Source organism: Permianibacter fluminis (assembly GCF_013179735.1).
In the GTDB taxonomy this organism is placed as follows: Bacteria; Pseudomonadota; Gammaproteobacteria; order Enterobacterales; family Permianibacteraceae; genus Permianibacter; species Permianibacter fluminis.
The window spans coordinates 1,759,111-1,776,405 of record NZ_JABMEG010000001.1 but is presented as its reverse complement, the minus strand read 5'-3'; the positions used below and the strand labels follow the sequence as shown (position 1 = coordinate 1,776,405).

Sequence of the window (17,295 nt, the reverse complement as noted above, 5' to 3'; positions counted from 1 at the left end):
CGGCTGCCGCTAGGCTGGCGCACCTTTTTTGCCGACCCGTTCACAGTCCTCCGCCATGAAGGCGCGTTCCCCCGTTGCTCACTATCTGCGTCAGCTGGCCCCCGGCCAAACCCAGACGTTCGCCCTGCCGCTGAAAGACCGTTCCGGTCCGCTGGCCTGCGATCGGCTGCTGCGGCTGATGCCGGGCAAACGGGCGGCGTTCTACGGCCATTACGGCAGCTCGGAAGTCATTGCCAAACTGTTTTTCAAACGTGGTCGGCATCGGCAACTGTGCAAACGTGAACTCGATGGCCTGCTGGCCTTGACCGACTGCGGCTGCGACACCCCGCCGCTGCTCTACACCGGAACTGCCAGTGACAATGCCGTGACGGTATTGCTGCTGGCCTGGCTGCCGGGCGCGCAAAGTCTGGTGTCCCGTTGGCCCGCGCTCGACACCGATGCGCAACGTCAGGAACTGCTCAGCGCCGTTGCCGACGTGTTGGCCCGGCAGCACCTTGGCGGCGTCTGGCAAGCCGATCTGCATCTCGGTAATTTTCTCTGGCACGAGGGTCGCGTCGTCTGCATCGACGGCGACGAAGTGCATCAGCAAAAAGGCCCGCTCGATCGCGCCGCCGGCTTTGAAAACTTCGCGGTATTTTGTTCGCAGCTGCCACCGCGCTGGGATCATTTGCTGACCGTTGCCTTCCTGCATTACCAGCGCCAGCGCTTTGGCGAAACGCTGCTCAGCTGGGCGGCGTTTTTGCCGGCCATTCAGCGCCATCGTCGGCAACGTTTTGAATACATGCTGGCCAAAGCCGGCCGCAGCACCACCTGGCTGGAAGCGCGGCGCACCGGTGCGGGTCAGGCGGTACTACAGCGGGAATGGGATGGCAGCGATCTCCAGACGTTCCTGTCGTCGCCGGATGCCGACGTCGATAACGCCAGCATCCGCTACAAAGAATTCGGTAATGCCACCGTGGTGCGCCGTGAATGGGCCGCCGGCCCGGTCGTGATCAAGCGCTACAACCTGAAAAACCGCTGGCAGCAGCTCAAGCGCGCCTTCAGCACCAGCCGGGCCGATCGCTCATTCCGCTTTGCCCACGCCTTGCGCATGTTTGAAATCGACACGCCGTTGCCGATTCTGCAATTGGTGCGCAAGCACGGCCCGTTCAATGCGGAAGCGTTTTACGTCAGCGCGGCGGTGACAGCACCGTCGCTGCGGGAATTCCTCGCGGGCGACGCGCCGCTGACAGCAGCACAGCAGCAAGTCATCGAGCGGGTGTTGGATCTGTTTGCCGAATTGCATTCGCTGCAACTGGTTCATGGCGACACCAAGGCCACCAACATCCTGATTCGCGACGGTCGGCCGGTACTGCTCGATCTCGACGCCATCAAACTGGTCACCGGCAAGCGTCGGCATCGCCGTCTGTTCGGCAAGGACATGGAGCGCTTGCTGAAAAATTTTGCCGAGCAACCGGACCGGCTGCAGGCCTTCACCGCAGGCTTGCAGGCACGCGGCCTGCGCTAGGCAGGCAGGTGTTATTTGCCGATTCTTTGTTCGCGTATTTGCTATTCGGCTATTGCTGACCAGTTATTGCTGATCGGTTATTTCTGATCGGATTTGACGCTGCCGCTAGTCTGCTTTTGCGCTGACGCGGGCCAGCGTGTCCGCATTGGCGGCAGTGACCCGACTGGCCTCGGCCGGCGGCGTGGCTGCGGCAGTCCGTAGCAATAACACCATCAACAGCAGCAACAGCGGATCAGTCAGTTCAGCGCGGTGTCCCGGCAACCAGCGCTGACCAAACTCCAGCGCCACTAACAGCAGCAACAAGAGCACAAGCCAGCGCCGTTCGCGCCAGCCAATGCGCAATCCAAGTTCATACAGGCAGCCCAGCCAGAACGCTTTTTCCGCCAACGTTGCCAAGGCAAACGGCACCGGGGCATTGACCAGACCGCCAAACGGCAACCAGCGAAACGGCTGCGCAACCGTCATCGGATGCCAAGGGCTCAGCGCCTTGGTCAGCACCATCAACACGGTCAGCCACAGCAGCAAGCGCAGCGAGCGCAGACCGAGCGCATGCAGCAGACCGGCGGCGAGTGGCGCCAGCAATTCCTCACGAAGCAGGCCGTTGCCCATCAGCCAGGGCTGCAGCAATACGCAGACAGCGATCAGCGCGCCGAGGCGCCAGGGCGCCAGCGCCGGCCTGAGCAGCCGCAGCACAATCAGCCAGGCCAACGTGTGCGCGGCGAGCAACTCGAATTGCCATTGCAGCTGCTGCCACAGGAACAGCTGCCGCTCGATGGCCCGCAGCGGGTTGCCGGGCAGATACGGGCTGAGCTGCGCTGCCAGCCAGCACAGCACCAACAGGCCGGCCCGGCTGTCGAGCCAGAACCGGCCCAGGTGCTGCCACCGTGTGGGCGACAACCACGGCGCCAGACCCGCGCCCAGCCCAAGCCCTATCCAGTTCATGCCGACATCCATCAGCGACGGCTGCCGGCTTGGCACGAATACCTGCAGCCATTGCAGCACCGCTGCCAGCGCGGCGCCGGCCAGCAGCAGCAAGGCCAGCCGGTTGCGGGTGGCGTGGCTGGCGTCGTGACCCGGCCCCGCCAGCCAGCGCGCCAGCAGGCCAAATGGCAGGAACAGCAGGACATTGGCCAGCATGTCGACCGCCGACCAGGCCGGCTCGAACGGAATCGGCTCGACCCGAAACCGGAACGGGTACAGCGAGACGTAGACGATCAGCAGAGTCAGGACATACAGCAGCCGACGCAATTCAGGGCGGGCAGATGACATCGAAGGCCTTCGCGTGGCGGCCGGAGCCTGTAGAATAGCGACCTCGTCTGCCGGCGGCGACCGCCGCCTGGTGCAGATGCCTGACGATGCTGTAACGACAAGGATGCTGTCTGACCATGAAGGAACTGCTGCACGCATTGCTGCTCGGCTCGGCCGAGCGTTTCCCGGACCGCCCGGCGCTCCATTTCCGCGATGACACCCTCACTTACCGCCAGCTGGCCGATGCCATCACCGGCTTTGCCGATGCCGCCGTCGCCCGTGGCCTGAAAGCCGGCGAACGAGTCGCGTTCTTCCTGCCCAAACAATTCGAAACCGCGATTGCGATTTTCGGCACTGCCGCTGCCGGCGGCGTGTTCGTGCCGGTCAACCCGCTGCTGAAACCGCAGCAGGTCGCCTACATTCTGCGCGACTGCAATGTCCGCACGCTGATCACCGCCAAAGGCCGTTACGAGCAGCTCAAAGACGCGCTGCGAGATTGCCCGGATTTGCAAGAGACCGTGCTGGTCGATGGTGACGTCGATGGCACAGTCAGCTGGAAAACCTTCCTCGCCAGCGCCAATGGCAGCCAACCGCATCGCCGCATCGATGGTGATGTCGTGTCGATTTTGTACACCTCCGGTTCGACCGGTAATCCGAAAGGCGTCGTGCTGTCACACCGCAACATGGTCGCCGGCGCGCATAGCGTTGCCGAGTATCTGGAAAACACCCCAGACGATCGCCTGCTCGCGGTGCTGCCGCTGTCGTTCGATTACGGTCTGTCGCAGCTCACCACCGCGTTCTCGGTCGGCGCCTCGGTCGCACTGATGGATTACCTGCTGCCGAATGACGTGATCAAAGCCTGCGTCAAACACCGCATCACCGGTCTCGCCGCCGTGCCGCCATTGTGGGTGCAGCTGGCGCAACTCGAATGGCCGCAGGAAGCCAAGAACACGCTGCGCTATTTCACCAACAGCGGCGGTCACATGCCGTTCGCAACGCTGCAGGGGCTGCGCGCGCAGTTGCCGAAAACCAAGCCGTTTTTGATGTACGGTTTGACCGAAGCGTTCCGCTCGACCTTCCTGCCGCCGAGCGAAGTCGACACCCGCCCGGGCTCGATGGGCAAAGCGATTCCGAATGCCGAAATCGTTGTGCTGCGTGAAGACGGCAGCGAGTGCGGCCCCGATGAACCGGGTGAACTGGTGCACCGCGGTGCGCTGGTCTCGCTCGGTTACTGGAACTCGCCGGACAAGACCGCTGAGCGGTTCAAGATTCTGCCGAAGCGGGTCAACGGTTTGATGCTGCCGGAAATCGCCGTGTTCTCCGGTGACACCGTCAAGAAAGATGTCGAAGGCTTTTTGTACTTCATCGGCCGCAAGGACGACATGATCAAGTGCAGCGGCAACCGCATTTCGCCGAGCGAACTGGAAGATGTGGTGTATCGCCAGAAAGGCATCGCCGAAGTCGCCGCGCTCGGCATTGCCCATGACACGCTCGGTCAGGCGGTGGTGCTGGTGCTGAAAACCACCAGCGACTACAACGAAGCCGAGCTGCTGGCGACGCTGAAAAAAGAACTGCCGAATTTCATGCAGCCGCAAAAACTGATCGTCCGTGACAACCTGCCGCGCAACCCGAACGGCAAGATCGACCGCAAAGCGCTGTCGACCGAATACGCCGATCTGTTCGGCGCCCAGCACTGAGGCTGCATGATGTCCACACCGACTCCTCCTCAGCACGCGCCGATTCCGCATTACCCTGTCGTCAACGGTGAACTCACCGTTGCTGGCATTCCGCTAACCCGTTTGGCCGCGCGCGTGGGTCAAACGCCGTTCTATGTTTACGATCGCGCGGTGATGACTGCACGTGTGCAGCAACTGCGGGCAGCGCTGCCAAAAGCCATTTCGCTGCATTACGCGATGAAAGCCAATCCGATGCCGGCGGTGGTGCAGCACATGGCCACGCTGGTCAACGGCCTCGACGTTGCCTCGGGCCGCGAACTGCGCGTGGCGCTCGACACCGGCATACCCGCGCACGAAATCTCCTTTGCTGGACCCGGCAAATCCGATGACGAGATCCGGATGGCCGTGGCAAGCGGCATCGTGCTCAACGTCGAATCGTTTGCTCAGCTGGAATCCGCTGCAGTCGCGGCGCGCGAACTCGGCGTCAAGGCCAATATTGCGGTGCGGGTAAACCCGGATTTCGAACTGAAATCGTCCGGCATGAAAATGGGCGGTCACGCTGCGCAGTTTGGTGTCGATGCCGAACAGGTGCCGACCCTGCTGAACCGCATCAAGGAACTCGAGCAGAACTTTGTCGGTTTCCATATTTTCTGGGGTTCACAAAACCTGCGCGCCGAAAATGTTCGCGATGCCCACGACAAAACCTTCGCCCTCGCCTACCGGCTGGCCGAAAGTGCGCCATCGCCGGTCAAACTGCTCAACATCGGTGGTGGTCTCGGCATTCCGTATTTCCCCGGCGACACACCGCTCGATCTGAATGACATCAGCGCCAACCTGCAGCGCCATGTCGACGAATGTCAGCAGCGCTTGCCGCAGGCCGAGATCGTCATGGAACTGGGCCGTTATCTGGTCGGCGAAGCCGGCTTGTATGTTTGCGCAGTGCGCGAGCGGAAAATCTCGCGCGGTGAAGTCTTCGTGGTCACCGATGGCGGCTTGCATCACCATCTCGCCGCCAGCGGCAATTTCGGCCAGATCATTCGCAAGAACTATCCGGTTGCGCTCGGCAACCGGATGGATGACACCGAGAAAGAAACGGTTCAGTTTGTAGGTCCACTGTGCACACCGCTCGATCTGCTCGGCAACAAAGTGCAACTGCCGGTCGCCCGCAAAGGCGATTTAGCAGTGGTGTTTCAATCCGGCGCCTATGGTCTGACCGCGAGTCCGCGCGGGTTCTTGAGTCAAGGCGATGCGGTGGAAGTATTGGTTTGATGTTGCTTCTGCTTAAAACAAAACGCCACCGAAGGGTGGCGTTTTGTTTTTTGCGTTATCAGCACCGGCCGTTCTGGGACTTGTGCTTTTGCTAACGTTGCTTGCGCAAGCAATAAAAGGTAAGTCAGACCCCCGGGGCATTCAAATCACGAGATGGCGTTCATATAGCAAACTTCATCTCGTACACACCCCCACCCCAACCCTCCCCCTGACAGGGGAGGGAGTGGAGAGTCATTTCCTTACCTGCTCATTTCCTTACCTGCTCATTCCCTTACCTGCTCATTCCCTTACCTGCTCATTCCCTTACCTGCTCATTCCCTTACCTGACCATTTTCCTAACTGATCATTTATTTGCCAGCTCATATCTTTGGCAACTCGTTTCTCTATCTGATCATTTCTTCACCAATTCAACCCGACGATTCTTCGCCTTGCCCGCCTCGGTCCGGTTGTCGCCAATCGGATACTCCTGGCCGTAGCCGGCTGCGGTTAGCCGGTTCGCGGCGATACCGCCGTCAACAATCGCTTTCATCACGGTTTGGGCCCGCGCTTGTGACAGGGTTTTGTTGGCAGCCGGTTGACCGACATTGTCGGTGTGGCCGCCGACTTCGATTTTCAGTTGCGGCGCCAGCTTCATCATGCCGACAATTTCCTTGATCACGGCCTTGCCATCGGCTTTCAGCTCCGACTTGCCGGTATCGAAGTTGATGTACAGCGTGACCAGGCCGGTCTTGTTCATTTCATCGAGCATGGCGTTGGCGCTGACTACCTGCTGCATGCCTTCGATTTCCAGAATATTCAGCAAATAGCTTTGGGTGGGCGCCGAATAAATTTCCGGCAGCACCTGAATCCAGACGTCCTTGCCGTCGACTGCGGCTTGCAGCGTGATCTCGCCGCCATCGCCATCGCGCGGCAGCCGTTCGTACACCACTTTGCCATTGATGGCCTTGATGGCATTTTGATAGTTGCGCAATAGCTGCAGTGCACTGGGCTGATTGGCTTGGTCGTAGAAATAGCGAATGCTGGTCAACATGCCTTCCTTGCTCTGCCTGTCGGCATCGCCATTGGCTTTTTTGCCAACCGCCAGTTCAACCGCATTGAATTGTTTCGAGTAGTCGGTGATAAACGACTGTGGCCAGCGCTGCAGCATCGGATGATCCTTGCTGCCGGTGATATCGTCGCCCGCCTGAGCGACGCCCAGATTGAGCAGGCCGGACAATGCGATGGTGACGAGCAAAAACCATTGCCGAATAATCCTTGTCATAAGCTTCTCCTTGCTTGTTGTGCAGATGGGTTGTTTCAGCGTTGCCGGCCAACCGCAGCGGTATCAACGTTGCAGCGTCGCCATCCTCACCGTTGCGGCGCTAGCGCCTGACCACAATTTCCACCCGCCGGTTGCGGGCCCGGCCTTCCTCGCGATCATTGCTGGCCAGTGGCATGGTGTCGGCGTGGCCGCTGACGATGAGCCGGGCAGGCGGAATACTACCGCCTTGCATCAGCTCGTGGGCAACGGAAACCGCGCGCGCCGAGGACAATTCCCAGTTGGATCGGTAGCGGTCGGTTTCAATTGGCTGGTTGTCGGTGTGACCGGCAACCTCGATATGGCCGGTGGTGGCAGCCAGTCGTTCGCGAATGCGCGCCAGCACCGGGCGCACCGGCGCCTGCAGTGCCGCATCGCCGGACGGGAAGCTGCCGTTTTCGCGAATGCGCAGGGTGATCGTCCGGCCTTCGGCCAAGAGCTCGATGCGGTTGGCAACAATCTCGTCGTGCAGCGAGTTAGCCAGATCCTGCGCCAGCTGTTCGGTTTCGGCCTGCTCGCGGGCCGCCAGCTGCAATTGCGCCGCCGTCAAATCGGTGACCGGATTGGCATCAGAGGGTTCGCTCGGCGGCTCGGTTGTGTTTGGTGACGAGTCCGTCGTGGGCGGCTCGACCGGTGCGGGTTCCTCAGCGCGGCTGTCGGTAGGCAGCGGCTCCGTTATCGTCAACGGCGGTGGATTGGCTATCAGCGTGACCGTCTCGACCCCGAGCGAGGCCTGCAGGGATTCGGCAATGGCCTTGAAGCGCTCGGCATCCATGGTGGAGAACGACAGTAGCAGGACAAAAAAACACAGCAGCAGCGACATCAGATCGGCAAAGGTCACCATCCAGGACGGCGCTCCGACAGTGGCAGTCCCCTCTTCTTCGTCATCGAACATGCGGCATCACTCACTGCGTTCCGGATCGAGATAGGCCTGTAGCTGGGCGACAATCAGGCGTGGATTGTTGCCGGCCTGAATACCGGCCAGACCATCCATAACCAGCATTCGCAAACGCTTTTCGTTCTGCGCGATCAGTTGCAGCTTGTCGGCCAGCGGCAGCGCAACCAGATGCGCAATCAAGGCGCCATACAGCGTGGTCAGCAGCGCCACCGCCATGCCGGGGCCGACCGATTTCGGATCATCCAGATGGGCCAACATGGCGACCAGACCGATCAGCGTGCCAAGCATGCCCATGGCCGGCGCCACATCGCCAAGACTGCGGAACACCTGCGCCGAACGCAGATGCCGGGCCTGCTGCTGCGACACGTCCCGTTGCAGCGACGTGCGCACCGCGTCGCCGTCATGACCGTCGACCATCAGCGCCACGCCTTTTTGGGCAAACGCGTCGTCCACCACCGCCGACTCCAGCGCTAGCAAGCCGCCTTTGCGCGCCTGCTCGGCCAGCCGGCCGATTTCGGCGACCAAATCCGCCGGCGCCGGCAGATCGTCGCGCAGTACCCGCGCCACCGAGCGCAGCGCCTGCAGGCAGTCGCGACCGCGAAACCGGCTCAACACAACCAGCGGACTGCCGACCAGCACGATCAACACCGACGGCCAATCCAGATAGCCGGCAATATCGCCGCCCAGCCAGATCGACAGCGCCAGCACCGCCACCGCGCCGAGTCCGCCCAATACCGTTGCCCAATCCAGCACAAGCCATCTCCTACTTGCGTACCTCGACAACCTTAGTCGGTTTTTTCCGGCCCTGCGGTGCCGGCATGCCGGTTAACGAAGCCGCGCCCCGGTCATTCCAGTCGCTGCCACCGTCGTCGGCGCCATCGACATCCGTCACCGCAAATGGCTTGGCCCGGTCGCTGCCATTCGGCGACAATAGCGCCCCACCGTTTTCCCCGGTTGTCGACATGGCCAAGAAACCTGCTGCCGGCTTTGATGCCCAGCTGAAAGAACTGGAACAGCTGGTCACCCGCATGGAGCAGGGCGATCTGGATCTGGACGAGGCGCTGAAGCAATTCGAGCATGGCGTCGCGCTGGTCCGGCAATGTGAACAACAACTGCAGGTCGCTGAGCAAAAAGTGCAGCTGCTGAGCCGCCAGGGCGAGCAGGAAACACTGGTCGAGTTTGACGCCAAGCCGCTGGCTGACAGCGCCTCATGAGTTCTTTTGTTGAATTTCTCGACGGCTGCCAGCAGCGCGTCGATGGCGCGCTTGCCCGGATGCTGCCAGTTGCCGAAGGCCCGACCGCCCGGCTGCACGCGGCCATGCGCTATGCCACGCTGAACAAAGGCAAACGGCTGCGGCCAATTCTGGTCTACGCGGCCGGCGCGCTGCGTCATGCCGATGCCCACGATCTGGATGTCGCTGCCTGCGCCGTTGAACTCATCCACGCCTACTCGCTGGTGCACGACGATCTGCCAGCGATGGATGACGATGATCTGCGCCGCGGTCAGCCAACCACTCACATTGCCTTCGATGAAGCCACCGCGATTCTGGCCGGCGATGCGCTGCAGACGCTGGCGTTTGAACATCTGGCCGCTGCACCATTGAGCGCACAAAGCGAGCCGATCCGGATTCAGTTGCTGCAGTTGCTGGCCAAAGCCTCGGGCGCAGCCGGCATGGGTGGTGGTCAGGCGATTGATCTGGCGGCCACCGGACAGCAGCTGACGCTGGCCGAACTGCAGCACATGCATGCGCTGAAAACCGGTGCATTGATCACCGCCAGCGTATTGATGGGCGCGGCCTGTTCCGGCCCTTGGCAACCAAACGAATGGCAGGCGCTGACGGCCTACGGCAATGCGCTCGGCCTGGCATTCCAGATTCACGACGATGTGCTCGATATCGAAGCCGACACCGCCACACTCGGCAAGCCGCAAGGCTCCGATATCGAGAAAGGCAAAATGACCTTCCCGGCGCTGCTCGGCTTGGCGGAAGCCAAACGGCGTGCCCAGCAAACCGCCGAACAAGCGGTCAGTGCGCTGGCCGGGTTGCCGTATCACACCGGCCGCCTGATCGAGCTGGCGCGTTACGTGGTCAGCCGCGGACACTGAGCAAAAAAACGACCGCGCCCTTCGATGCTTCGACAGACTCAGCATCAGGGCGAACGAATGCGCAACAAAGGTGAAGAAATCACCCGACGTGCAGAGCCTGTCAATGCACGACGCGTGATTTCATCCAGTGAGTGATCGACAACAATGCCTGCAGATTTGACCCAGTATCCGTTGCTCTCCCGGCTTGATTCGCCGGCCGATCTGCGCGCCCTGCCACGGACGGAACTCGCCGCCGCCGCCGACGAGCTGCGCCGGTTTCTGATCGACACCATTTCGCGCTGTGGCGGCCACTTCGCTGCCGGGCTTGGCACAGTCGAACTGACCGTCGCGCTGCATTACATTTTCAACACGCCGGATGACCGGCTGGTCTGGGATGTCGGCCATCAAGCCTATCCGCACAAGGTACTGACCGGTCGGCGCGATCAACTGCACACCATTCGTCAGCATGGTGGCCTGCATCCGTTCCCGGCGCCCAGCGAAAGCGTTTACGACACCTTTGCGGTCGGCCACTCGTCAACCTCGATCAGCGCCGCGCTCGGCATGGCACTGGCCGCCAAAGCGCGTGGCGACAACCGCAACGTGGTGGCCATCATCGGTGATGGCGCCATGACTGCCGGCATGGCCTTCGAAGCGCTCAATCACGCCGGTGCACAAGATGTGAACCTGCTGGTCGTGCTGAATGACAACGACATGTCGATCAGCGAGAACGTCGGCGCGCTGAACAATTACTTTGCCCGGCTGCTGTCATCGCGTTTTTATAACGCGGTGCGCGAAGGCGGCAAGAAAGTTCTGAGTGCGGCACCACCGCTGAAAGAACTGGTGCACCGCGCCGAAGAGCACATGAAAGGCATGGTGCTGCCAAGCACGCTGTTCGAAGAGCTGGGCTTCAATTACATCGGTCCGGTCGACGGCCACAATCTCGATGTCCTGCTCGATACGCTCGGCAATCTGAAAACCCAGACCGGGCCGCGCATTCTTCATGTCGTGACCCGCAAAGGCAAAGGCTATGAGCCGGCCGAGAATGATCCGATTGCCTACCATGGCGTGCCGATTTTCGACCCGAGCAAGGACAGCCTGCCGCCGAGCAAACCCAAGCTGACCTATTCCAATGTGTTCGGTGAATTTCTCTGCGATATCGCCGCGCAGGACAAGCGCGTTTACGGCATTACCCCGGCAATGCGCGAAGGCTCGGATCTGATTCGGTTCTCAAAAGAATTTCCGGACCGCTATTTCGATGTCGCCATTGCCGAACAACATGCGGTGACCTTGGCCGCCGGCCTCGCGAAAGAAGGCGCCAAGCCGGTGGTGGCGATTTACTCGACCTTCCTGCAACGCGCCTACGATCAATTGATCCACGATGTCTGTCTGATGGATCTGGATGTACTGTTCGCAATCGATCGCGGCGGTTTGGTGGGCGGAGATGGCGCCACTCACAATGGCGCGTTCGATCTGTCTTACCTGCGCTGCATTCCGAATTTGCTGCTGATGGCGCCATCGGACGAAAACGAATGCCGGCAAATGCTTTACACCGGCTGGCTGCACAAGGGCCCGGCAGCGGTCCGTTACCCACGCGGCACCGGCATGGGCGTCACGCCGGAGAAAACCTTCAGCGCGCTTGCCATCGGCAAGGGCCGCATCGTCCGCCAGGGCGAGAAAATCGCCATTCTGAATTTCGGTGCTTTGCTCGGTGACGCCTTGAAAGCGGCCGAAACGCTCAACGCCACCGTCGCCGACATGCGGTTCGTCAAACCGCTCGATACCGAATTGATCAGGCAACTGGCACACAGCCATGACCGGCTGATTACGCTGGAAGAAAATGCCGTGCTCGGCGGCGCCGGCTCGGCCGTCGGTGAATTTGTGCTGGCACAGGATCTGAACGTAAAAGTCCGGACGATCGGTCTGCCCGACCGCTTTATCGAACATGGCGATCCGGTCCGGTTACGGGCCGAAAGCGGCATCTCGGTCGCCGCACTGATTGCCGCTGCGCAGGACTGAGCACTGTTTGACAAGATTGCAACCTGCCAGCACCGGCCGCCGTCTCGGCGGCCTTTCTTTCGGCAGCACCGGTTGGTAGGCTGTTTTCTCGAATGCCTTACAAAAATACTGAAAGCACGGTTTACCCACCCTGCCTTTTTACAATCCAAAAACAACCTGTAGACAAATAACAAGGACGACACAATGAATACCCAACCACTGAAATTGCTGCTCACCGCATTGTGGCTGACCATGGCCAGCACGCTGGCCGTTGCCAATGCGGACAGCACTGCAACTGATTCCGAAGCCTATTCCGACAGCAGCGAAACCGGCGCTGATGACAGCGCGGGCGATGAAAGCACCGGCGATGATGCCGACTCGGCCGCAACCGACGACGCGGCCGAACAGTTTGTTGCCAGCCTGCAAATGCAACACGGCGAAATCGCGTTGCCTGGCAAGTTTGCCAAGATCACCCTGCCAGAGAATTTTGTTTATATCGACAGCAAGAATGCCGAGCGGCTGTTGACGCAAGGCTGGGGCAATCCGAGCGGTGATGGCACCATCGGCATGATCCTGCCGGCCGATGTCAGCCCGATGAGCGCGGAAGGCTGGGGCATCGTGCTGACCTATGAGAACGATGGCTATGTTTCTGATGAAGATGCCGCCGACATCGACTACAACGATCTGCTGAAAGACATGCAGGAAGCCACGAAAGACGAAAACGACGCGCGCAAGGATGCCGGTTTCGGCGATATCGATCTGGTCGGCTGGGCCGTGCCGCCATCCTACGATGGCAACCAGCACAAAATGGTCTGGGCAAAAGAATTGAAATTTGATGGCGCCAGCGAGAACACCTTGAATTACAACATCCGGGTGCTCGGCCGCGAAGGCGTGCTGGTGCTCAATGCGGTGGCCAGCATGGGTCAGCTGCAAACCATCCGGATGGAAACGCCGGCGCTGGTCAGCGCCACCGAGTTTCTGCCCGGCAAGCGTTACGAAGAATTCAACGAAGACACCGACAAAGTGGCGGAGTACGGACTGGCCGCGCTGGTCGCCGGTGGCGTTGCCGCCAAGCTCGGCTTCTTCGGCAAGATCGGCGTATTCCTGCTGGCGTTCAAGAAGCTGATCATCGCTGGCGTCATCGGTCTGGGTGCACTGATCTCGAAACTGTTTGGCAAAAAATCAGGTTGATCAAACCGCTAGTGCCGATCGCGCTGGTCGCTGCTCACTGCTCGAAACCAACAACAAAAAAGCCCCGCGTTCGGGGCTTTTTTGTTGGCAGGAAAATCACCATCAATGCGGTCCGATTCGCAGCGCGGCCGTGGCGACGTAGATTTCACGCAGGAACACCATCAGACCGCCGATCAGCGCCACCATCGCTGCGACGAACAGCCAACCGATATAGGCTTCGATACGGGTATTGGTGAACGCAGCGGCAAAAAGGCCAACAATCACCAGACAGATCAGCAGCGCGCAACTGGTCACCAGACTGATGGCGAGGTTGATCAGCTTGGAGCGCCGTGACAGCGTGTGCAGCTCATCGTGCACCCGCTGTTCGCGGTCAGCACTGACATGCGGCAACAGATCTTCCAGCTTGCGCGCCCGATCGATGATCCGGGCCAGCCGATTGGTCAGCACGCCGAGCAAGGCACCAACACCGGTCAACAGAAAAACCGGCGCAATGGACAGCTGAATGACATGGGCAATATCCGCTACGTCGTTGGCAGTGGTCGTGGGCAGTGGCATGTCGATTTCCTGATACTTTCGTAATGAGCAGTTGAGGGCAAAGTTCAATCAGCGATCGTCAGTGCGGCTGGTGCTACGGCGATGTCCGTTTGAGCTCGGCCGGCAATTCCCGCGCCGGCACCGGAATGATTTTCCAGTCCGCGCGTTTAGGTGGCACCCGGCGCTGATAATCAAACAAGCTGACCGCCGGCTCGCGGCCCCAGGCCCGTGCCGATGGCAATTGCGGAAAATGCAAACCGTACACGGCCCGGGTACTGCTGATCAAACGGTGTTCGATTTCCGTGCCGGCTGTGCGCGATCCGCGCAGCAAACCGAGCAGGTGTTCAACGCAGGCCTCGAAGGCTTGCCACGGCAGCAATCGGGTTTGTTCCGCCAGCAGATAACGACTGGCTTTGCGGGCCTCCCGCCAGCTGCGTTCGCGCAGCAAGGTGGACGTGAACAGCAGTGGCGCCAGCAAATGCGATGACGCGCCACGGCACGGCACCTGAATGCCGGCTGCGCGCAGCGCATCCATGCTGAGTCCGGTGCAATTGTTGTCGGTGTGCTGATACTGGACCCGGTGATCGTACAACCGCTCCAGTGTCGTCAGCAGCTGTACGTACAAGGCGCTGGCGATCTGCTCATCGGCCACATCACAAGCGACCAACCATGACGGTCGGTATTGCTGCTGGCCGCTGTTGATGTCGGTCAGATAATTGTCCATTGGCACCAGCGCCGGCAGGATGCCTTTCTCGCTGACCACATCCGGATTGTAGAAGTTGGCCACCAGCCAGTCGGCGATATCGCCGTCGTCACGCCAGCGACCGAGAGTCAGGGCAAAGTGACCGCCATGCGCTTCATCATCGTCGCCCTGGGCGCCATTGAGCATCACGCCGATGGCCCAGCGCGGGCTCGACTGATCGCGATCTGTTTGTTCGTCCCGTTGCCACAGCCGCTGGCAGCAAAATGGCTGCTGCGCGCCGCTTTCGCCTTTCAACACGAAACGATGCCAATCATCGGCAAGCAGCGCAGCGGTGGCTTCAATTCGCCAATCTTCCGGCCACAGGCTGCGCGCGCGAGCCGGTTCGTCGGCTTGCCCGGCGTTCAACTCGCTGCGAATGCGCAGCGGATGGCGCGCCAGATAGCGCAAAGTGTCCTGATTGATAAACGTGGGATTGCTGGCGAGCGCCGGCACCAACGCCAGCGGCGTTACCGCACTGCTGTCCAGTTGTCGAATGGCCAAAGGCTCGGCCTGCAGCCGCTGCCGGCAACGGAGTTGCGGTGCCACCAACCAGATCGGCGGCGACGGCTGTTGCTGCGGGTCCAGCGCAATCCATTGGCCGGAAAAATACCAGTGTGCGGCCGGACTCAGCCGATCGCGACTCGCATCGGCGAGCACCGCTTGCCACTGCGCGGGATCCGGCGGCAGTGGCAGCGCCATCAGTAGCGCGCCTCCAGCACCAGCAAGTTGTTTTGCTTTTCCAACTTGACGGTGCTCAGAAAACTCATGCCGAGCAGAATTTCACTGCCAGTCTCGGCTTCGATGACTGCGGCTTCAACCAATGCTCGCTCAATTTCGCCGACTTTCACCGTCTTCAGCATCACCTGCCAGGCTTTCACCACTCCTGATGCGGTTTGCACCATCATCGGCTTGCCTTCGTGGCGAAACGCAATACCGAGACGCGCGGCCATTGAAGCACTCATGGCAATCGAGGTGGCGCCGGTGTCGACCATAAAACTGACCGGGATCCCGTTGATGGCGCCCGCAGTTCGGAACATGCCGTGATTATCGCGGGCGATCTGCACCCGCAATACGTCGGGCGTGGCCATGCTGGTATGCATGTCGGCGCCGAGCCGAAATTCCTCGCGCTTGCCGGCGATTTCCAGCACTGCTCGCTCACTGTCAGAACGGATGAGCTTGACCCCCTCCGGACTGGTTTCACCGACCTTCAACAAGCGCTGTTTGCCATCGATAAACAGCATCGCGCGATCATCAAACAAACCGAGCACGCGAATATCGGCCGCGATGGCCGTGGTGCCGAGCAGCAGCAAGCCAAGCGCCGGAAGGCACCCGCGCCACCAACGCGAAAATCGCCCGCTCATGTCAACACCCGCCAACCGAGCTGCAATACAGCGCATGCCATGGCTCCCGCCAGTAAATCGTCCAACATGATACCGAGCCCGCCCTGACAGCGACGATCGGCCCAGGATACCGGCCACGGTTTGGCGATATCGAAAATCCGGAACAAGACAAAGATTAGCAAGACATTGAGCCAATGAAACGGCAAGAACAAAGCGCTGGCCCACAAGCCGACCCACTCATCGACCACGATGGCGCCCGGATCCTTGATGCCAAAATCGCGCGCCGTGCGCTCGCTGGCATACACGCCGAGCGCAAACAGCGGCACCGTCAGTGCGGCATAAACCAGCGGCGATAATTGCCACCAACCCAGGATCACCAGCGGCAATGCCGCCAGCGTGCCAAATGTGCCAGGCGCTTTCGGCGCCAGACCGCTGCCAAACCCGACGGCCAGCCAATGCCAGAATGACTGCGGTTTAATCACGACCGTTCCTTGAGATGGCTGTTAAGTTGATTGCTGTTGGCTTGGTCGACGTGAGATTGACTGTCTTTGAAATGATCATAGCCGCGCTGCGTCGGCATAAACGCCGCACCGTTCCAGTCAAGTGCAAGGCCGGGCGTCGCCGTAATGCGACCAATGCGCGTCAGCGTGACACCGCAGGCATTGACCGCTGCCTGCGCCTGCGGCCACCGCGCTGCGGGAATCGTGACGCAAAGCTCGTAGTCATCGCCGCTGCCCAGCGCCAACTCCACCGCCTGTTGCTCGGTCGTGGTTTGTCGGCGCAGTGCCGCGGAAAGCGGCAGCGATTCCATCTGCAGCGCGGCGCCAACCCCGGACCGATTCAGCACATGCTGCAAATCCTGCAGCAGACCGTCCGAAATATCGATGGCGGCATGGCCGATGCCGCGCAGGGCCAGTGCCGCGGCCAGCCGTGGTGACGGTCGATTGAGCCGTGCCAGCAACCACTCCGCATCAGTTTGATCCGTTATCGGCGACTGGCCGAGCGCATGCGCCAACGCGCGGCCAGCGTCACCCAAGGTGCCCGTCACGGCAACCACATCGCCGACTTGCGCGGCATCGCGACGCAGCGCCTGCGGTGCCGGGACAAACCCGTGCACGGTAATCGTGATGCTGAGTGGACCGCGCGTGGTATCGCCACCAACCAGAGCCAGCTTGTGCGGTTCAGCCAGCGCAAACAACCCGGCACTGAACGCCTGCAGCCACGGATGATTGAATTCCGGCAGAGTGATGGCGAGCGTCGCCCACGCTGGCTGTGCGCCCATGGCCGCCAGATCACTGAGATTGACTGCCAGCGCTTTCCAGCCGATGTCGTACGGCGCAGTATCGACCGGAAAATGCACGCCGGCGATCAGGGTATCGGTGCTAACAGCGAGTAACTGTCCGGCCGGTACGGTGAGCAGCGCACAATCATCACCGACCGCCAGCGCGACATCGTCACGGCGATTCGGCCGAGTGAAATAGCGCTGAATCAGATCGAACTCGCCGGGCATGGAAG

The 17,295-nt window shown here is 60.8% G+C and carries 17 protein-coding genes; 7 read left to right on the top strand and 10 right to left on the bottom strand.

What is annotated here, in order from left to right:
* Nucleotides 1-55: 55 nt before the first annotated feature.
* Nucleotides 56-1,507: a lipopolysaccharide kinase InaA family protein gene (locus tag HPT27_RS07635; RefSeq protein WP_172241249.1), complete on the top strand. Its 1,452-nt coding sequence runs from the start codon at nucleotides 56-58 to the stop codon at nucleotides 1,505-1,507.
* A 105-nt stretch (nucleotides 1,508-1,612) separates the two neighbouring features.
* On the opposite strand, the gene HPT27_RS07630 is transcribed toward HPT27_RS07635, so the two are convergent.
* Nucleotides 1,613-2,776 carry a VanZ family protein gene (locus tag HPT27_RS07630; protein WP_172241246.1) on the bottom strand — a complete coding sequence of 388 codons (1,164 nt, stop codon included), beginning with the start codon at nucleotides 2,774-2,776 and terminating at the stop codon, nucleotides 1,613-1,615.
* Nucleotides 2,777-2,892: 116 nt separating this feature from the next.
* On the opposite strand from HPT27_RS07630, the gene HPT27_RS07625 reads away from it, so the two are divergent.
* On the top strand, nucleotides 2,893-4,452 hold the full coding sequence (locus HPT27_RS07625) for an acyl-CoA ligase (AMP-forming), exosortase A system-associated (RefSeq protein WP_172241243.1): 1,560 nt from the start codon (nucleotides 2,893-2,895) through the stop codon (nucleotides 4,450-4,452).
* Nucleotides 4,453-4,458: 6 nt separating this feature from the next.
* Complete coding sequence (locus HPT27_RS07620) at nucleotides 4,459-5,700, top strand: pyridoxal-dependent decarboxylase, exosortase A system-associated (RefSeq protein ID WP_211197892.1); 1,242 nt, start codon at nucleotides 4,459-4,461, stop codon at nucleotides 5,698-5,700.
* A 391-nt stretch (nucleotides 5,701-6,091) separates the two neighbouring features.
* On the opposite strand, the gene HPT27_RS07615 is transcribed toward HPT27_RS07620, so the two are convergent.
* The 4 genes from HPT27_RS07615 to HPT27_RS07600 all read right to left on the bottom strand — a co-directional run bounded on the left by HPT27_RS07615 (nucleotide 6,092) and on the right by HPT27_RS07600 (nucleotide 8,859).
* The gene (locus HPT27_RS07615; RefSeq protein WP_172241240.1) at nucleotides 6,092-6,961 is read right to left on the bottom strand and encodes an OmpA family protein; all 870 of its coding nucleotides are present in this window, start codon (nucleotides 6,959-6,961) and stop codon (nucleotides 6,092-6,094) included.
* A gap of 100 nt (nucleotides 6,962-7,061) precedes the next feature.
* On the bottom strand, nucleotides 7,062-7,892 hold the full coding sequence (locus HPT27_RS07610; RefSeq protein ID WP_172241237.1) for a MotB family protein: 831 nt from the start codon (nucleotides 7,890-7,892) through the stop codon (nucleotides 7,062-7,064).
* 6 nt (nucleotides 7,893-7,898) lie between these two features.
* Nucleotides 7,899-8,648 carry a MotA/TolQ/ExbB proton channel family protein gene (locus HPT27_RS07605; protein ID WP_211197891.1) on the bottom strand — a complete coding sequence of 250 codons (750 nt, stop codon included), beginning with the start codon at nucleotides 8,646-8,648 and terminating at the stop codon, nucleotides 7,899-7,901.
* A gap of 10 nt (nucleotides 8,649-8,658) precedes the next feature.
* Complete coding sequence (locus HPT27_RS07600; RefSeq protein ID WP_172241234.1) at nucleotides 8,659-8,859, bottom strand: hypothetical protein; 201 nt, start codon at nucleotides 8,857-8,859, stop codon at nucleotides 8,659-8,661.
* Between HPT27_RS07600 and HPT27_RS07595 the strand changes: the two genes are divergently transcribed.
* The 4 genes from HPT27_RS07595 (at nucleotide 8,858) to HPT27_RS07580 (ending at nucleotide 13,164) form a co-directional block, all read left to right on the top strand.
* A complete protein-coding gene (locus HPT27_RS07595; RefSeq protein ID WP_172241231.1) occupies nucleotides 8,858-9,109 on the top strand; it encodes an exodeoxyribonuclease VII small subunit in 252 nt (83 codons plus the stop codon). The genes HPT27_RS07600 and HPT27_RS07595 overlap by 2 nt on opposite strands.
* On the top strand, nucleotides 9,106-9,999 hold the full coding sequence (locus HPT27_RS07590; protein ID WP_172241228.1) for a polyprenyl synthetase family protein: 894 nt from the start codon (nucleotides 9,106-9,108) through the stop codon (nucleotides 9,997-9,999). The genes HPT27_RS07595 and HPT27_RS07590 overlap by 4 nt, the downstream gene beginning before the upstream one ends.
* A 144-nt stretch (nucleotides 10,000-10,143) precedes the next feature.
* Nucleotides 10,144-11,994 carry a 1-deoxy-D-xylulose-5-phosphate synthase gene (dxs, locus tag HPT27_RS07585; RefSeq protein WP_172241225.1) on the top strand — a complete coding sequence of 617 codons (1,851 nt, stop codon included), beginning with the start codon at nucleotides 10,144-10,146 and terminating at the stop codon, nucleotides 11,992-11,994.
* Between the two features lie 183 nt (nucleotides 11,995-12,177).
* The gene (locus HPT27_RS07580) at nucleotides 12,178-13,164 is read left to right on the top strand and encodes a DUF2167 domain-containing protein (protein ID WP_235950858.1); all 987 of its coding nucleotides are present in this window, start codon (nucleotides 12,178-12,180) and stop codon (nucleotides 13,162-13,164) included.
* 102 nt (nucleotides 13,165-13,266) lie between these two features.
* On the opposite strand, the gene HPT27_RS07575 is transcribed toward HPT27_RS07580, so the two are convergent.
* The 5 genes from HPT27_RS07575 to thiL all read right to left on the bottom strand — a co-directional run bounded on the left by HPT27_RS07575 (nucleotide 13,267) and on the right by thiL (nucleotide 17,290).
* Nucleotides 13,267-13,719, bottom strand: a complete 453-nt coding sequence (locus HPT27_RS07575) for a DUF2721 domain-containing protein (protein ID WP_172241222.1) — start codon at nucleotides 13,717-13,719, stop codon at nucleotides 13,267-13,269.
* A 73-nt stretch (nucleotides 13,720-13,792) separates the two neighbouring features.
* Complete coding sequence (locus HPT27_RS07570; RefSeq protein WP_172241219.1) at nucleotides 13,793-15,139, bottom strand: hypothetical protein; 1,347 nt, start codon at nucleotides 15,137-15,139, stop codon at nucleotides 13,793-13,795.
* Nucleotides 15,139-15,801: a retropepsin-like aspartic protease family protein gene (locus HPT27_RS07565; protein ID WP_172241216.1), complete on the bottom strand. Its 663-nt coding sequence runs from the start codon at nucleotides 15,799-15,801 to the stop codon at nucleotides 15,139-15,141. Before HPT27_RS07565 ends, HPT27_RS07570 begins: the two co-directional genes overlap by 1 nt.
* The gene (locus HPT27_RS07560) at nucleotides 15,798-16,262 is read right to left on the bottom strand and encodes a phosphatidylglycerophosphatase A family protein (RefSeq protein WP_172241213.1); all 465 of its coding nucleotides are present in this window, start codon (nucleotides 16,260-16,262) and stop codon (nucleotides 15,798-15,800) included. The genes HPT27_RS07565 and HPT27_RS07560 overlap by 4 nt, the downstream gene beginning before the upstream one ends.
* Complete coding sequence (gene thiL / locus HPT27_RS07555) at nucleotides 16,259-17,290, bottom strand: thiamine-phosphate kinase (protein WP_172241210.1); 1,032 nt, start codon at nucleotides 17,288-17,290, stop codon at nucleotides 16,259-16,261. Before thiL ends, HPT27_RS07560 begins: the two co-directional genes overlap by 4 nt.
* Nucleotides 17,291-17,295: the final 5 nt, after the last annotated feature.

Excerpts from the sequence above, each read along its gene's own strand:
- HPT27_RS07620 (WP_211197892.1), top strand. The coding sequence starts at position 4,459 with ATGATGTCCACACCGACTCCTCCTCAGCACGCGCCGATTCCGCATTAC.
- HPT27_RS07565 (WP_172241216.1), bottom strand. The coding sequence starts at position 15,801 with ATGAGCGGGCGATTTTCGCGTTGGTGGCGCGGGTGCCTTCCGGCGCTT.
- HPT27_RS07580 (WP_235950858.1), top strand. The coding sequence starts at position 12,178 with ATGAATACCCAACCACTGAAATTGCTGCTCACCGCATTGTGGCTGACC.
- thiL (WP_172241210.1), bottom strand. The coding sequence starts at position 17,290 with ATGCCCGGCGAGTTCGATCTGATTCAGCGCTATTTCACTCGGCCGAAT.
- HPT27_RS07595 (WP_172241231.1), top strand. The coding sequence starts at position 8,858 with ATGGCCAAGAAACCTGCTGCCGGCTTTGATGCCCAGCTGAAAGAACTG.
- HPT27_RS07575 (WP_172241222.1), bottom strand. The coding sequence starts at position 13,719 with ATGCCACTGCCCACGACCACTGCCAACGACGTAGCGGATATTGCCCAT.
- HPT27_RS07625 (WP_172241243.1), top strand. The coding sequence starts at position 2,893 with ATGAAGGAACTGCTGCACGCATTGCTGCTCGGCTCGGCCGAGCGTTTC.
- HPT27_RS07590 (WP_172241228.1), top strand. The coding sequence starts at position 9,106 with ATGAGTTCTTTTGTTGAATTTCTCGACGGCTGCCAGCAGCGCGTCGAT.
- HPT27_RS07635 (WP_172241249.1), top strand. The coding sequence starts at position 56 with ATGAAGGCGCGTTCCCCCGTTGCTCACTATCTGCGTCAGCTGGCCCCC.
- dxs (WP_172241225.1), top strand. The coding sequence starts at position 10,144 with ATGCCTGCAGATTTGACCCAGTATCCGTTGCTCTCCCGGCTTGATTCG.
- HPT27_RS07630 (WP_172241246.1), bottom strand. The coding sequence starts at position 2,776 with ATGTCATCTGCCCGCCCTGAATTGCGTCGGCTGCTGTATGTCCTGACT.
- HPT27_RS07570 (WP_172241219.1), bottom strand. The coding sequence starts at position 15,139 with ATGGCGCTGCCACTGCCGCCGGATCCCGCGCAGTGGCAAGCGGTGCTC.
- HPT27_RS07610 (WP_172241237.1), bottom strand. The coding sequence starts at position 7,892 with ATGTTCGATGACGAAGAAGAGGGGACTGCCACTGTCGGAGCGCCGTCC.
- HPT27_RS07615 (WP_172241240.1), bottom strand. The coding sequence starts at position 6,961 with ATGACAAGGATTATTCGGCAATGGTTTTTGCTCGTCACCATCGCATTG.
- HPT27_RS07600 (WP_172241234.1), bottom strand. The coding sequence starts at position 8,859 with ATGTCGACAACCGGGGAAAACGGTGGGGCGCTATTGTCGCCGAATGGC.